Below are 14,531 nucleotides of genomic sequence, written 5' to 3'. Positions count from 1 at the left end.
CCATCCGGCATAGAGTTTTATTTTGCTAAAAAGACATTCGCTTCGGTCGCTTCGGCGACATATTCGATCGTTTTCTGGGCACGAACGCTGTTACCGGCTTCATCCAGCGGCGGGGAATAGACGGCTATCGCATATTCGCCTGGCACAACGGCAACCATCCCACCGCCGACGCCGCTTTTCGCCGGGATGCCTACGGTGTACAGCCACTTACCACTACCGTCGTACAATCCGGCAATGGCCATTTCAGCCAGTACCTGCGGGACATATTTTTCATTCAGCAATTGCTTACCGTTGAACGGTGATTTGCCTTTGTTCGCGAGTACCGCGCCCATTTTGGCCAGTTGCTCAACGGTGATATCGACGGAGCACTGACGGGTATAAATTTCGACAGCGTCGTCTGTGTTGCCATAGAAGCTGTTATAGGATTCCATCAGCTTCGCCAGCGCCTGGTTGTGCTGGTTGGTTTCCATCTCGGATTTGAAAACCGGCTCGTTCACGGTGAGTGTGGCATCAGCCCAGACGTTCAGGTTGTCGAGGATTTTGTTCCAGCGATCGGTTTTATCTTTGGCTTCGATCAGGCTAACGGTGCTCATCGCCCCGGCGTTTACCAGCGGGTTTTCCGGTGCGCCTTTAGTCAGTTCTACGGCCAAACCAGAATTGAATGGCATGCCGGTGGCATTGGCCCCAAGTTTCTCCAGGACGACCTGAGGGCCATGTTGTTCCATGGCGAGCGCCAGGGTGAAGACTTTACTCAGGGATTCCATTGGGAAGGGTTTGTTAACATCGCCCACCTGATAGATCTTGCCGTCCACCGTGGCAATGGTGATGGCAAAATTTTTCGGGCTGTAGGTCGCCAGGGCAGGGATGTAGTCGGCGACTTTGCCATCATTGTTACTTTTATATTTCTGATGTGCCTGGTCGATAATCTTTGCGTAATCCGGCGCGGTTTGCGCGAATGAGGTGGCGCAAAACAAGAGGCTGAAAGAAAAGAGACTCACGCCGATAAGGGTTTTATTCATGGTGTAATCCTGTTGGTTTATTCATCATCTTGCCGGATAAGCGCGAGCGCCATCCGGCAATCGCGTGCTATCAGGACATCGCAACTTCTGACGGCTCGGTCGCCGGACGTTCTTGTTCCGGTGTCTTCACTGGCGCAGTTCCGCGACAGCCCTGACCGAAGTGTTCACCTTCCCAACGACCTACAATGGCAGCACCCATGGCGTTACTCATGACGTTGGTAGCGGAACGACCCATATCGAGGAATGGATCCACACCCATTAGCAGGATCAGACCGGCTTCCGGAATGTTGAACTGGTTCAGGGTAGCGGCGATAACAACCATTGATGCACGCGGTACGCCCGCCATCCCTTTCGAGGTCAGCATCAGGATCAACAGCATGGTGATTTGCTCGCCCATGCTTAGTTCGATATTGCACGCCTGAGCAATAAATACGGTGGCAAAGGAGCAGTACGCCATCGAGCCGACCAGGTTAAAGGAGTAACCGATAGGCAGAACGAAACTGGCGATTTTTGAGGAAACGCCGAATTTTTCCAGTTTGTCCAGCGTGCCTGGGAAGGCGGCTTCAGAGCTGGAGGTGGTGAAGGCCAACAGTGCTGGTTCGAGGATTGATTTCGTTAAACGCGCGATGCAAGGCCCTACGATCATGGTGGACAGACCGATCAGGATCGCCCACAGCATACCCAGCGTCAGGTAGAACTCACCCATAAAGATCCCGGCGCTGACCATTACTCCCAGACCACGTTCGGCAATCAGACCCGAGATAGCGGCAAACACGGTCAGTGGTGCAAACAGCATGACGTAGCCCGTCAGCTTCAGCATTACGTGCACCAGTGAGTCCAGAACCTTCACGATCGGCTCGGCTTTTTCACCAATCGCAGCCAGGCTGCAACCGAGGAAAATTGAGAAGACGACGATCTGCAGAATTTCGTTACGTGCCATCGCATCAACAATACTGGTTGGTACCGCGTGCGAGATAAATACTTTCAGCGTGAACGGTTCAGATTTAACGGCGGCAACGGCCCCGGCGTCATGCGGAACAAAGTTGATGCCAGCGCCTGGCTGGAAAATATTAACGATAACCAGGCCCAGCGCGATTGACAGCAGTGAGGCGCAAATAAACAGGAAGAAGGTTTTCGAAAATATACGTCCCAGCGTTTTGGCATCGCCCATTTTGGCAATACCCACAACCAGAGTTGAAATAACCAATGGCGCGATAATCATTTTCACCATGCGTAAGAATATGGTGGTAAAAATGGAAATATCTGCTGCATAAGATTTTGCCGTTTCAGCCGCGACCATATTATTTATGGCCACCCCGGCAATCATGCCGAGTATCAGACCTAATATGATCATCTTCGTTAAACTTATTTTCTTCATGTGTACTCCATCGGATAAAGGTTGGTAATTGGAATTGTGTAGGGCGGCGCGCGCCTGAACCTGGACAGCAGTTCAGACGCACGCCTGTTGTGACCAACCGCATGAATAATTCGAAGCACTGTGATACAGCTGAATTCTGTGCTCCAATGGCTGTTATTGTGTTTTTTACTACAGGTCGAACTCAATACTTAATAATGGCGCGTGTTGCTGCGCACCATAAACATCATTGTCACCAATGTTGCCGGAGATAATATCGCGCGGCATGACAATTTTTACGGCATTTGCTGGGTCAAACCAGACAATATTATGAATAAAGTCAGGTTTGACATTATACAAACCAGCAATAAGTTGTGGCGTTAATTGTTCTGAACGCTTCACTCGCTGATAATCTTCACGGGTTTTAAATAAAATATCTAAAACCAGTTCGTACGGCCCGGCATTTTTGGAACGAATGACTTGCGCCAGCGAACAAATTGAGTGTTTCATGCCTGAACTCCTTCTGGCGTCACCTGTTCAATGTGGAAATCAAAACGCAGCGCATCGCTCGCTTCAATCAGGTGATAGATCGAGAACTCATACACCGGTCCACTCTGAATATCGGATGGTGAGAACGGGAAGGCGAGGTTGCCCGCGGTCGCAATGCGATTTTCATAACCGTAGTGCAGCAGGGTAGAGCGCACCAGCGAGCAAACGCTGTTGGCGATATCCTGCGTCGGCGCGACGACGTCCAGCAAAATCCCCAGTTCATGACCGGCGGTTTTCATCGGCTCATGGTTGCCCATCACACCGTTCTTACCGTACAGGTGGAACGTCATACGGATACTGTCGTCATTCAGCGAGAGGTTACGCTTAACGCTGGCCTGTACCTCTTCGAGAATAGTGTCAATTCCGGCAATCATGATCGGGTCGCGCGTTCCGGCGATGGTCAGGCAGCGGAAGCCAACCTGACGTGCGCCTTCCAGTTTCAACGCATACGGCGTTTCTTCATGACGTGAACCGCTGACATACACTTCGCCCTCGTTAACCTGGGTGAAAGTGCACGCTTTCAGGTTCAGCACGCCGCCTGGCCCCGGCAGGAAGTACGGATCGGACTTCTCATACAGGGTGTGCGCCGCCGCGGAAGTTTCAGTGAACTTACGCTTGGGATTGAACGCTTTCAGCGTAAAGCCGTTGTCGTCAATGATCCCCATCGCACAATCTGAGCCAGAGCCAGGGGTGGCGGCAATGGCGGCACACTCAAGGATCTTACCGCAATGAAGCGCCAGACCTTCATCAAAGCCCTGCATAATCGGCAGCGCGGCGAAGCAGGCCGGATCGTAGGCTCGTCCGCCCAGTACCACCTGCGCACCGGCTTGCAGCGCGCGCTGGAATGGCTCGACGCCCATCTGCGCGACAATGTAGGTGCTGTCTTCAATTGCCTCGTGAGTCAGTTCAGGCACAAAATCGAGCGCGGTGATTTTGCCGTTATCCAGCGCCTGATGAACGATTTCTTTGTCAACATCAGACGGGATGAGTGCCATGGAGAAGGACAGTTTTTCTTCCTGGGCAATCTCATGGATTATCTGGCGACACCACTCCAGATGCGGAGCGGCGCCTGAACCACCGGCCGTGCCAATCACTACCGGGATGTTGTTCTTAACGCCTGCTACGATCATATAGCGCAGATCGCGTTTCACTCCGGCCCTGTCGGTAAAAGGTTTACCCGCCCCCAGGTAGTGAGGGCCAGGATCGGAGGAACCTGCGTCAACAGCAATAAGATCCGGTGACTCTTCCATGGCTTTACGAAAACTCTCTTCCGGGAAGCCATAACCCAGGATAGCCGTAGGCGATAAGATCTTAAATGTGCGTGCCATCTCTTAATCCTTAGTTTGCAACAGCGCGATGGTGCGGTTCATTTCGTTAAACACGATGTTGAGACCTTCATCGAAACCCATACCTGGTTTGACCAGCATGCGCATAGGACGCGCAGCCAGCGCGACGTGTACGCAGGTGCGAGCACTGATTTCCGTTTCGTTACAGGTACCGCCCTGATAGGCTTCCATCGCGTGTTTGTTGCAATACAGCACTGCGTCAACGATGTTGTGAATACCGCCCAGATCCGGGGTTTTGATCTGCACCATGTGGCAGCTGCCCGCGTCGGTGAAGTCCACAATGTCCTGATAGGTGTTACACCACTCATCCGCAACGATTTTCACGCCGGAACCCAGACGGGTCAGTTCTTTGGTAATGGCGGTTAACATGCGGATCTGATCCGGCTTGTTACCGGCATCCACCGGACCTTCAATGTAGAGCGGCAGGCCCTGAGCTTCCGCTTCCAGGCTGGCGATGTATTCAGCGCAGCGCACCGGATCCATATCGAAGATCAGACCGATAGTGCCATAGACATCAATGTGCAGCGTCGGGTGATAACGCTCGCTGGTGCGCAGGGTTAAGATGCGATTAGACAACCAGCGCACATACTCACGCAGCTTTTCACCTTTAAAGCCCAGCTTCTCTTCCACGTTGTTGATCAACGCGTGCGGCAGAACGTCCACGCCTTTAAGGATCATCTTGTCGACGGCGATATAACGGTCATCACCACTCTGACCAAATAATGGAATGGCTTCCGGAACGCATGGCAGTTGCCACTCGTCGCACACCACTTCAGTTTTCAGACGGCCGGTCGCCAGCGCCGCCGCGTCGAGCAGTGCCTGAGAAAGACCGTAACGGACGGCGGTATGCAGCAGATGGCCATCGATACGCAACTGATCAAAGAAGCGGGCGTTTGGCAGGAAAGCATCCACGTCACGGCCTTCCAGCAGCGGCTTGATATGATCGTTGAGGAAAGGAATAAAGTTTTCAGCCAGGAACAGCGGGTCGCGACCGCCTGCGCCTGAATATTGCACCGCAGCACAATCGCCTACCGCCACTGCGCCGTTTTCCAGAACCAACTGCACAGAAACGCATTCACCCGCCTGGCGGACAGAGGTAAAGCCAGGCGTTACCGGGGAGCCGGTATAGATAAACCCGTCATGACCGGCACCGTTTTTGATGGCCTGCTGATCGTCAAAATAAAATGAGGAGTAGCCAGCGGTGAAAAGGGCCTGTTTAATTTTCATTATGGTCTTCCTATTAATTTACTGTGGGATACGGCGTTGATGTCATCAATGACCATCTGGAAAGAAGGTTTACGGCCTTCGAAATGCGCGCGCTCTGCGACGTAGTCGTGGTGCAGGGCGAGAATGTCTTTCGGCAGCGGAACAGCGCCGGCTTCGAGAATACGGATGGCGCCTGTGTTATCGCGTACCGGCAGAATCTTCCCGGCGTTACAGGCGGCAGGGGCGAAAGGCACATCCAGCACGCCTGCTTCAAAGGCCAGCACCGTACCGCGTGCAATATCGCCATTGCCGAGTTCAAAGACTTTTTTCAGCACCGCGCGGACTTCGCTCTTGATCAGCTCGACTTCCTGTTCCACGGCTGCGCACTGCGGGAATTTCTGGTCGCTGACCATGTTGAGCATCTGGCGTGATGCTTTAAGACCCTGAGCGTTAGCGGCCGCTGTTGGAATACCGAACGCTTCGTGCGGGCTTTTGGTGATCACTTTTGTTGCGCCCGACATACCGGCAACCGCTGCGCCCCAGGCGATAACGGAGAAGGCTTTCGCTTCATCTTCCGGGAACCCGCCCATCCACTGGTGGAAAACGGTGCTCAGCTCATAATCGTCGAAGCCGTGGTTATGGAAGTATTCGTGGGACAGCTCACGCAGCGCCTGAATAGCGGCGATATCCTGCGTCAGGCTACCGACCTGACCGTAGCCGACGGTGATTGACTTCACGCCCTGTTCCAGCGCCAGCAGACCTTCAATAATCGCAACTGAGTGGGACATAAATGGTGGGATCAGGGTGCCGGTCAGCGGACCAAACGGTTCGCGGTTGATGCGAATACCGTTCTCTTCATACAGACCCATCAGACGATCGCAGTACTGCCAGTCGCGGATGGATTTTTCCAGGGTGACGCGTTTGGCATAAGGGATGTTGTAAGAGATACCGCCGCCTTCGTAGCTGGTAAAGCCACTGGCCATGGCGATTTCTGCCAGCAGGCGCGCGTCCGGCGTACCGTGGCGAACCTGGATCGGTTTTTCCAGCGACTCAGTCATACGGCGGCAGGCAGCAACCCCGTGATTGACGACCGGTAAACCATTCAGCTTGGAAGTCCCTGCTTCGATGGATTTCTGGATCCCGACAGCGGCTTCTTCATAGCGGTTCAGACGGGTGTAGGCATCAATAGTACTTGGCAGGAGGTCGCACTCTTCCTGCAACGTTTTGAGCAGCGCAATATGCTCGTCCATTAACGCCACGCCTGCGCGCGGTTGGCTCAGGGTTCTACCTTCCTGATCGGCCTTCAGCAGGGCAAGGGAGAAGCGCTTTTTATCCGGAATTGATTGCTGGTACTTCACGCCATCTTCGAAGTTCTCAACGTCTTTACCGGTTTCCCAGGTTTGCAACACCTGATGCCTTTCGGTCATGAATTCGTCATGGGTCAATTTTTTATTTCGAAGTTCCATTCGTAGCTGCCTTTAGTTTTGTAGGGTTAAACACTGAATGCTGGTGCGAGCAGCGGCTTGCGGGTACAGCCTGGCGACATTTGCCAGTAGAGGGAGCAGGCCATTTGAATCGCGGTAATACTCAAACTGGTTCGGTAACAGAATTCTTTTACCCTGGTCGTCCAGCTCCCGGTATTTGAGCCAGTTATGGATATCGAACTGGCTGGCGCGAGAGAGCCATCCACCTGAACCGACGACTTTGCGTACGGTGGTGAGATCGCGACCCATCTGTAAATCCACGTTACCCACGCAGGTGCAAACCTGCTTTTTAGTGCCCGCGTGGCGCTCAGCGGCATAGCCCACGCATAAACCTGCCAGCAGAGTGTCGAAATATTTCTCCTCCTCGCTGAGTGGCAGGTAATCCGGCTGCCCAACCAAATGACGCAGGTAGCGGTAAAACGCTTCCTCGCGCTGCGGCTGTTGGGCGAAGATGACTTTCACCATTTCCTGTGTGCTTTCTCCCACCACGACGGCGGAAACGCGCATTCCCAGGTCGCCTTCAACGGTACGTTTGACGAAAGGTTCTGGAACGCCATGCAGGACGGTATCGGGGGAGAGGGTATTCGCGCTGGCCGAATAGACATCCGTGGTGGCTCCGCCCATATCAATCAGCATGAATTCCTTCCATGCGCTGTCGTAATCGCTAATGGCTTTGACTAACTCATATACCGTCCATGGCGTCGGCATTGGCTCTTCGCCTGTTTCACCGACAATGACATCCAGACCTTTGCCTTTCACAATGCGCGACAAAAACACATCACAAATCGCCTGGCGTGCGGCAAACGGATTCGGGTGATCGAGATCAGGCAGAATGTTGTCTACCGTGGTCAGATCCTTGTGTCCGAGAATCGTTTGTATTTCATCCTGAATGTCCCGGTTTCCTGCGTAGATAATGGCGCAATCCAGCTTCGAGTCTGCCAATGCATGCGCATTCGCCAGACCATAGCTTTCTTCTCCACCGTCTGTACCGCCGGTAAATAACAGGATGTCCGGTGGTGATGATTCCAGCTCCTGTATGTCATGACGGTTCAGCTTGTACGAATAATATTGCGCGATTTTCGCTCCTGCCGAATGGGCGGTAACTTTTGCCGATTCCAGCGTAATGGAGGGCACCAGCCCCATCGCTGCAACGGCGAGCCCACCTTTAGCCGAGGAGGAGTATTTCAACTGCACTTCACCACTTTTCAGTAACGGGCGAGCATCGGCAACATTCAGCACCTGATTCAGGCTGGCAAAAAAACCGTCTGCCAGATGATGTGTGGTGGTTGGGGTCAGGACATGGTTTACCAGGGTTAACTCCTCGCCTTCATGGGCGAAGAGGGCTGCCTTGGTCCAGGTCGAGCCGATATCGACAGAAACTGTTTGCATCAGATAGCCTCTTCCAGGCAACGCTGTTCGAGGCCATTGTGTTGGTGAATATCATTGGCGATAAGCGCGCAGACATCTTCCAGATCGTGGCTGGGGGCGAAGACGCGGTTAAATCCCATCTCTTTAAACTTCACTTCCACATCGGCGAAGTCATGTTTGCCTACAACCAGGTTGCCGCCGACGTAGAGCAGAATGTCACCGAGTCCGCGTTCGATGCAGCGTTCACGTAACCCGAGGCAGTCGATGTCACCATGTCCGTAAATAGAGGACACCACGATGGCATCGGCGCCTGTTTCGATCGCGGCATCGATATATTCATCCTGACTCACCATCACCCCGAGGTTGATTACGTGAAAATCATGCGCAGTAAAAACGCGATCCAGAACTTTATTGCCTACTGCATGGCAGTCAGCACCGATAACGCCAATAACAAGTGTAGATTTTTTCATGGGTAATCCTCTGTAGGGCTGATGGTCAATAAGTGAAAATACTTTTCTAATATTCAGAGCTTGGATTGTGACAACCTTTTAATAGGGTTGGAGTTTCTGTGGAAGAGAAAAAGGAAGCAATTGATCTATTTTCAAAATATCCTGACAAAAATGATTGTTATATTTATTCCCATAAAAATATGTTTGTAATCATGTGGTTACTATGTGTTTTTTGTTCTGGTTTTAATTTTTTAGAAAATCGAGTAATAAATAACTTGCCATGTTTGTGATCAAAATCTTATTTTGTTGGGCGCGTCATTCAGGTAACAATTTTAATAATTTCAAAAATTCCCTTCACTAAATAACTTGTGAACAACCTAACGGTTTTTTATTTATTAATCTTATATGTCACAATTATTCCTTTGTTAAATTTAGGATAAAAATGATAATGAATTGTTTGTGGCATATTTAATCTTTGCCATAGAAGCAAAGACGCGACGTGAACGATAACTTATGGTGATGACAAAAGTGACAGGCGGACTTTCTGCGCCAGAACGCTCAATGCAATGCGTTGGCCAATGGGGAGCGTTTCCGCTTCCAGTTGAGATAGTTACATCACGGTGTTAATTATAAGTAAAAATAAAATGAATAATTTGTATTAAATAACTATTCCACGCCTTGCTAAACAAAAAACTGTGAGCTACCCAGCAATAGTGACTCTTTATCTGCTGGCAATTTTATTTGCCTGGTCGGTTAAAAGACCGTGTAGATTTAAATAAATATCCTATCATTTATAGTAACGACAAATACTCATTGAAAAACATGTTGTTAACATGGTGTTCACTAGTCATCGTAGTGTTAAACACCATTAACAACAAATTTGAAAATTGATTTAAATCAAAGTTTAAAACTTGGAAAACATCGTCAAAAGAGGTTAAATTGCTGCAGATCAAATTGGTCTGAAAGTGGTAAATTAGCTATAAATTGATCACTATCGAAAAATGCAAATTTGTCTCGATAAAAACCTGTTTATTGTAAGGATTTTACGGCGTAATATAATTGCGGGATCAATTTGAGTGTTTTATTAACATGTTTGTAACCTTTCATCATTGTCTTTTCTTCAAATGAGAAGAATGAACGGCGGCGGAAGGAAGCAGATAAATTTGTATTGGGGCATGCGTGTGACCCTTTCTAACGGGGTTCACTCTCGGAGTCTTCATGCGATGAGCAAGGAGTCATGATGTTAGATATAGTCGAACTGTCGCGCTTACAGTTTGCCTTGACCGCGATGTACCACTTCCTGTTTGTGCCACTGACGCTCGGTATGGCGTTCTTGCTGGCCATTATGGAAACGGTCTACGTCCTTTCCGGCAAACAGATTTATAAAGATATGACCAAGTTCTGGGGCAAGTTGTTTGGTATCAACTTCGCTCTGGGTGTGGCTACCGGTCTGACCATGGAGTTCCAGTTCGGGACTAACTGGTCTTACTATTCCCACTATGTAGGGGATATTTTCGGTGCGCCGCTGGCTATCGAAGGTTTGATGGCCTTCTTCCTCGAATCCACCTTTGTAGGTCTGTTCTTCTTCGGTTGGGACCGTTTGGGTAAAGTCCAGCATATGTGCGTCACCTGGCTGGTGGCACTGGGTTCTAACCTGTCCGCATTGTGGATTCTGGTAGCGAACGGCTGGATGCAAAACCCAATCGCCGCGGATTTCAACTTCGAAACCATGCGTATGGAGATGCTGAGCTTCTCCGAACTGGTGCTCAACCCGGTTGCCCAGGTGAAATTTGTTCACACGGTGGCATCAGGGTATGTCACTGGCGCGATGTTCATTCTTGGCATCAGTGCTTATTACATGCTGAAAGGCCGTGACTTTGCGTTCGCAAAACGCTCCTTCGCGATTGCTGCCAGCTTTGGTATGGCGGCTGTGCTGTCTGTTATCGTGCTGGGTGATGAATCCGGTTACGAAATGGGCGACGTACAGAAAACTAAACTCGCCGCTATTGAAGCTGAGTGGGAAACTCAACCTGCTCCTGCTGCGTTTACCTTGTTCGGTATTCCCGACCAGGATAAACAAGAAAACAAATTTGCGATTCAAATTCCTTATGCGCTGGGCATCATTGCCACCCGTTCTGTTGATACACCGGTCATTGGTCTGAAAGACCTGATGGCGCAGCATGAAGAGCGTATCCGTAACGGGATGAAGGCGTATCAGCTGCTGGAAGAATTGCGTGCGGGGTCGACCGATCAGGCTGTTCGTGACCAGTTCAACAGCATGAAGAAAGATTTGGGTTATGGTCTGCTGCTGAAACGCTATACGGACAACGTCACCGACGCAACCGAAGCGCAAATTCAACAGGCAACGAAAGATTCTATCCCTCGCGTTGCGCCGCTGTATTTCGCTTTCCGTATCATGGTGGCGTGTGGCTTCTTGCTGCTGGCCATTATTGCGCTTTCCTTCTGGAGCGTCATTCGTAACCGCATCGGTGAGAAAAAATGGCTGCTGCGTGCCGCGCTGTACGGTATTCCACTGCCGTGGATTGCTGTAGAAGCAGGTTGGTTCGTCGCCGAATATGGCCGACAACCATGGGCAATCGGCGAAGTATTACCAACGGCGGTGGCAAACTCATCGTTGACAGTAGGCGATCTGCTGTTCTCCATGATCCTGATTTGTGGCCTGTATACCCTGTTCCTGGTGGCAGAATTGTTCTTAATGTTCAAGTTTGCACGCCTCGGCCCGAGCAGCCTGAAAACCGGTCGCTATCACTTTGAGCAGTCCAATGTGACTTCTCAGCCGGCACGCTAAGACAGGAGTCGTCAAATGATCGATTATGAAGTATTGCGTTTTGTCTGGTGGCTGTTGGTCGGCATTCTGCTGATTGGTTTTGCGGTCACTGATGGCTTCGACATGGGGGTGGGCATGCTCACCCGTTTCCTCGGTCGTAATGATACCGAGCGTCGAATTATGATTAACTCCATCGCCCCGCACTGGGACGGTAACCAGGTTTGGCTCATCACCGCGGGTGGCGCTCTGTTCGCTGCCTGGCCGATGGTGTATGCCGCTGCGTTCTCTGGTTTCTATGTGGCGATGGTTCTGGTACTGGCGTCTTTATTCTTCCGTCCGGTCGGTTTTGATTACCGTTCCAAGATTGAAGACACTCGTTGGCGTAACATGTGGGACTGGGGCATTTTCATTGGTAGCTTTGTTCCGCCGTTGGTCATTGGCGTGGCGTTCGGTAACCTGTTGCAGGGCGTACCGTTCCATATCGATGAGTACCTGCGTCTGTACTACACCGGTAACTTCTTCCAGTTGCTGAATCCGTTTGGTCTGCTGGCAGGTATCGTGAGCGTTGGAATGATCATCACTCAGGGCGCGACCTACCTGCAGATGCGTACGGTTGGTGAACTGCACCTGCGTACGCGTACCACCGCGCAGGTAGCGGCGCTGGTGACTCTGGTCTGCTTCGCGCTGGCCGGCGTGTGGGTGATTTACGGTATTGACGGTTATGTTGTGACCTCTGCAGTGGATCATCATGCCGCCTCTAACCCGCTGACCAAAGAAGTGGCGCGTGTTGCTGGCGCATGGATGGTGAACTTTAATAATGCACCTATTCTGTGGCTGGTTCCTGCACTGGGCGTGGTTCTGCCGCTGTTGACCATCCTGACTTCTCGTATGGAGAAAGGGGCATGGGCGTTCGTCTTCTCCTCACTGACGTTAGCCTGCATCATCCTGACTGCCGGTATCGCAATGTTCCCGTTTGTGATGCCATCCAGCACCATGATGAACGCGAGTCTGACCATGTGGGATGCGACTTCCAGTCAGCTGACGCTGAACGTGATGACTTATGTGGCACTGGTGTTTGTACCGATCATTCTCATCTACACCACCTGGTGTTACTGGAAAATGTTTGGTCGCATCACCAAAGAAGATATTGAACGTAACACCCATTCTCTGTACTAAGTAAGGAGCTAAATATGTGGTATTTCGCATGGATTCTGGGAACGCTTCTTGCCTGTGCATTTGGGATAATCACAGCCCTGGCGCTTGAGCACGTTGAATCAGGCAAAGCCGGACAAGAAGAAAGCTGATGATCAACCTTATCGCGATGGTTTATGCGGTAATGGACAAGCGCCCCTTGCGGGCGCTTTCCTTTGTGCTGGCAATCGTGTTGGCTGGCTGCATATTCTGGGACCCGTCACGTTTCGCGGCCAAAACCAGTGAGCTTGAAATCTGGCATGGTTTTCTGCTGATGTGGGCTGTCTGCGCTGGCATCATTCACGGCGTTGGCTTTCGTCCTCGCGCGGTGCACTGGCAGGGCATCTTCTGCCCGCTGATCGCGGATATCGTCCTCGTTGTTGGTCTGATTTTCTTCTTCTTTTGAATAAGAAACATCCTTAAATATTTATGGGCTTGCATAAGCCCATAATTTTTTACTCTCCGTTTACTTTCCCCCATTCCAAAGCACCATTCCCGCGCGTATAGTAGCGAAGTTTGAAAGCACTAACCTTTTGTTGCATTACCGGGATGTACAGTGAAGACAGCGCGATATACAACGACATTCTTGATGCATCGCGGCGGCAAAAACGCGAGTCACCAGGCGCTTACCAGGGTAAGCAACGGGTGTGAGTGGACGAAGCCAACAAAGAGGCAGTAAGAATGAATAAGTATATGTTTCGATGGCCGGTTCGTGTCTACTATGAAGACACTGATGCCGGTGGGGTGGTTTACCACGCCAGCTACGTCGCTTTTTATGAAAGAGCACGCACAGAGATGCTGCGTCATCATCACTTCAGTCAGCAGGTGCTGCTGGCAGAGCGCGTAGCCTTTGTGGTGCGCAAGATGACTCTTGAGTATTTTGCGCCTGCGCGGCTCGACGATATGCTCGAAGTCCAAACCGAAATTACGTCAATGCGTGGCACCTCATTGGTTTTCACGCAACGCATTGTCAACGCAGAGAACACCGTGCTGAATGAAGCCGAAGTTCTGATTGTTTGCGTTGATCCACTCAAAATGAAGCCTCGTGCGCTTCCCAAGTCTATTGTCGCGGAGTTTAAGCAGTGACTGACATGAATATCCTTGATTTGTTCCTGAAGGCAAGCCTTCTGGTTAAACTTATCATGTTGATTTTGATTGGTTTCTCAATCGCATCCTGGGCCATTATTATCCAGCGGACCCGTATTCTGAATGCCGCTTCACGTGAAGCAGAAGCATTTGAAGACAAGTTCTGGTCTGGTATTGAGTTGTCACGCCTGTATCAGGAAAGTCAGGGGCGTCGTGATAATTTGGCGGGATCGGAACAAATTTTTTATAGCGGATTCAAAGAATTTGCGCGTTTGCACAGGGCAAATAGCCATGCGCCGGAAGCGGTCGTTGAGGGGGCATCCCGTGCGATGCGAATCTCGATGAACCGTGAACTGGAAACGCTGGAAACGCATATTCCATTCCTCGGCACCGTCGGCTCCATCAGTCCGTATATCGGTCTGTTCGGTACCGTTTGGGGGATCATGCACGCGTTTATCGCGCTGGGCGCGGTAAAACAGGCAACGCTGCAAATGGTCGCACCGGGTATCGCGGAAGCGTTGATTGCGACGGCTATCGGTCTGTTTGCGGCAATCCCGGCGGTTATGGCTTACAACCGACTGAATCAGCGCGTGAACAAGCTGGAGCTGAATTACGACAACTTTATGGAAGAGTTTACCGCGATTCTGCACCGCCAGGCGTTTACCGTTAGCGAGAGCAACAAGGGGTAAGC

14 protein-coding genes are annotated in these 14,531 nt (G+C 51.0%); 6 read left to right on the top strand and 8 right to left on the bottom strand.

Annotated features, from left to right (window positions below; all coding sequences use genetic code 11):
* Positions 1-17: 17 nt before the first annotated feature.
* From glsA to glmS, 8 genes are all read right to left on the bottom strand, one after another.
* A complete protein-coding gene (gene glsA / locus OGV69_RS21120) occupies positions 18-1,019 on the bottom strand; it encodes a glutaminase A (protein ID WP_038638918.1) in 1,002 nt (333 codons plus the stop codon).
* A gap of 70 nt (positions 1,020-1,089) precedes the next feature.
* Positions 1,090-2,397, bottom strand: coding sequence for a dicarboxylate/amino acid:cation symporter (locus OGV69_RS21115; RefSeq protein WP_038638921.1), 1,308 nt, complete (start codon positions 2,395-2,397; stop codon positions 1,090-1,092).
* Between the two features lie 168 nt (positions 2,398-2,565).
* Positions 2,566-2,883: a DUF4387 domain-containing protein gene (locus OGV69_RS21110; RefSeq protein WP_006685446.1), complete on the bottom strand. Its 318-nt coding sequence runs from the start codon at positions 2,881-2,883 to the stop codon at positions 2,566-2,568.
* Positions 2,880-4,250, bottom strand: coding sequence for an acyclic terpene utilization AtuA family protein (locus OGV69_RS21105; protein WP_038638923.1), 1,371 nt, complete (start codon positions 4,248-4,250; stop codon positions 2,880-2,882). The genes OGV69_RS21110 and OGV69_RS21105 overlap by 4 nt, the downstream gene beginning before the upstream one ends.
* Positions 4,251-4,253: 3 nt before the next feature.
* Positions 4,254-5,495 (bottom strand): methylaspartate ammonia-lyase, encoded by a 1,242-nt coding sequence (locus OGV69_RS21100; RefSeq protein ID WP_038638925.1) that lies wholly within the window; start codon positions 5,493-5,495, stop codon positions 4,254-4,256.
* The gene (locus OGV69_RS21095; RefSeq protein ID WP_038638927.1) at positions 5,495-6,940 is read right to left on the bottom strand and encodes a methylaspartate mutase subunit E; all 1,446 of its coding nucleotides are present in this window, start codon (positions 6,938-6,940) and stop codon (positions 5,495-5,497) included. The genes OGV69_RS21100 and OGV69_RS21095 overlap by 1 nt, the downstream gene beginning before the upstream one ends.
* Before the next feature lie 12 nt (positions 6,941-6,952).
* Positions 6,953-8,347 carry a methylaspartate mutase accessory protein GlmL gene (gene glmL, locus OGV69_RS21090; protein ID WP_069323182.1) on the bottom strand — a complete coding sequence of 465 codons (1,395 nt, stop codon included), beginning with the start codon at positions 8,345-8,347 and terminating at the stop codon, positions 6,953-6,955.
* On the bottom strand, positions 8,347-8,796 hold the full coding sequence (gene glmS, locus OGV69_RS21085; protein WP_038638933.1) for a methylaspartate mutase subunit S: 450 nt from the start codon (positions 8,794-8,796) through the stop codon (positions 8,347-8,349). Before glmS ends, glmL begins: the two co-directional genes overlap by 1 nt.
* 1,219 nt (positions 8,797-10,015) lie before the next feature.
* Here glmS and cydA point away from each other — a divergent pair.
* The 6 genes from cydA (at position 10,016) to tolQ (ending at position 14,529) form a co-directional block, all read left to right on the top strand.
* Positions 10,016-11,584, top strand: a complete 1,569-nt coding sequence (cydA, locus tag OGV69_RS21080) for a cytochrome ubiquinol oxidase subunit I (RefSeq protein WP_038638936.1) — start codon at positions 10,016-10,018, stop codon at positions 11,582-11,584.
* Between the two features lie 15 nt (positions 11,585-11,599).
* Positions 11,600-12,739 (top strand): cytochrome d ubiquinol oxidase subunit II, encoded by a 1,140-nt coding sequence (gene cydB / locus OGV69_RS21075; protein ID WP_038638939.1) that lies wholly within the window; start codon positions 11,600-11,602, stop codon positions 12,737-12,739.
* Positions 12,740-12,753: 14 nt separating this feature from the next.
* Positions 12,754-12,867 carry a cytochrome bd-I oxidase subunit CydX gene (gene cydX, locus OGV69_RS21070; protein ID WP_061381940.1) on the top strand — a complete coding sequence of 38 codons (114 nt, stop codon included), beginning with the start codon at positions 12,754-12,756 and terminating at the stop codon, positions 12,865-12,867.
* Positions 12,867-13,160, top strand: coding sequence for a cyd operon protein YbgE (ybgE, locus tag OGV69_RS21065; protein WP_038638940.1), 294 nt, complete (start codon positions 12,867-12,869; stop codon positions 13,158-13,160). The genes cydX and ybgE overlap by 1 nt, the downstream gene beginning before the upstream one ends.
* Before the next feature lie 275 nt (positions 13,161-13,435).
* Positions 13,436-13,840, top strand: coding sequence for a tol-pal system-associated acyl-CoA thioesterase (ybgC, locus tag OGV69_RS21060; protein ID WP_003831439.1), 405 nt, complete (start codon positions 13,436-13,438; stop codon positions 13,838-13,840).
* Positions 13,837-14,529: a Tol-Pal system protein TolQ gene (tolQ, locus tag OGV69_RS21055; RefSeq protein ID WP_003022976.1), complete on the top strand. Its 693-nt coding sequence runs from the start codon at positions 13,837-13,839 to the stop codon at positions 14,527-14,529. Before ybgC ends, tolQ begins: the two co-directional genes overlap by 4 nt.
* Positions 14,530-14,531 lie beyond the last annotated feature (2 nt).

The sequence above is a fragment of the Citrobacter sp. Cc139 genome (assembly GCF_030334645.1).
GTDB lineage: Bacteria > Pseudomonadota > Gammaproteobacteria > Enterobacterales > Enterobacteriaceae > Citrobacter > Citrobacter werkmanii.
The sequence above is the reverse complement of the archived record's forward strand: the minus strand, read 5'-3'. Positions and strand labels throughout refer to the sequence as shown.

Coding starts and splice junctions, on each gene's coding strand:
- OGV69_RS21105 (WP_038638923.1), bottom strand. CDS start 4,250: ATGGCACGCACATTTAAGATCTTATCGCCTACGGCTATCCTGGGTTAT.
- OGV69_RS21100 (WP_038638925.1), bottom strand. CDS start 5,495: ATGAAAATTAAACAGGCCCTTTTCACCGCTGGCTACTCCTCATTTTAT.
- ybgE (WP_038638940.1), top strand. CDS start 12,867: ATGATCAACCTTATCGCGATGGTTTATGCGGTAATGGACAAGCGCCCC.
- OGV69_RS21110 (WP_006685446.1), bottom strand. CDS start 2,883: ATGAAACACTCAATTTGTTCGCTGGCGCAAGTCATTCGTTCCAAAAAT.
- glmL (WP_069323182.1), bottom strand. CDS start 8,347: ATGCAAACAGTTTCTGTCGATATCGGCTCGACCTGGACCAAGGCAGCC.
- glmS (WP_038638933.1), bottom strand. CDS start 8,796: ATGAAAAAATCTACACTTGTTATTGGCGTTATCGGTGCTGACTGCCAT.
- ybgC (WP_003831439.1), top strand. CDS start 13,436: ATGAATAAGTATATGTTTCGATGGCCGGTTCGTGTCTACTATGAAGAC.
- cydA (WP_038638936.1), top strand. CDS start 10,016: ATGTTAGATATAGTCGAACTGTCGCGCTTACAGTTTGCCTTGACCGCG.
- cydX (WP_061381940.1), top strand. CDS start 12,754: ATGTGGTATTTCGCATGGATTCTGGGAACGCTTCTTGCCTGTGCATTT.
- glsA (WP_038638918.1), bottom strand. CDS start 1,019: ATGAATAAAACCCTTATCGGCGTGAGTCTCTTTTCTTTCAGCCTCTTG.
- cydB (WP_038638939.1), top strand. CDS start 11,600: ATGATCGATTATGAAGTATTGCGTTTTGTCTGGTGGCTGTTGGTCGGC.
- OGV69_RS21095 (WP_038638927.1), bottom strand. CDS start 6,940: ATGGAACTTCGAAATAAAAAATTGACCCATGACGAATTCATGACCGAA.
- OGV69_RS21115 (WP_038638921.1), bottom strand. CDS start 2,397: ATGAAGAAAATAAGTTTAACGAAGATGATCATATTAGGTCTGATACTC.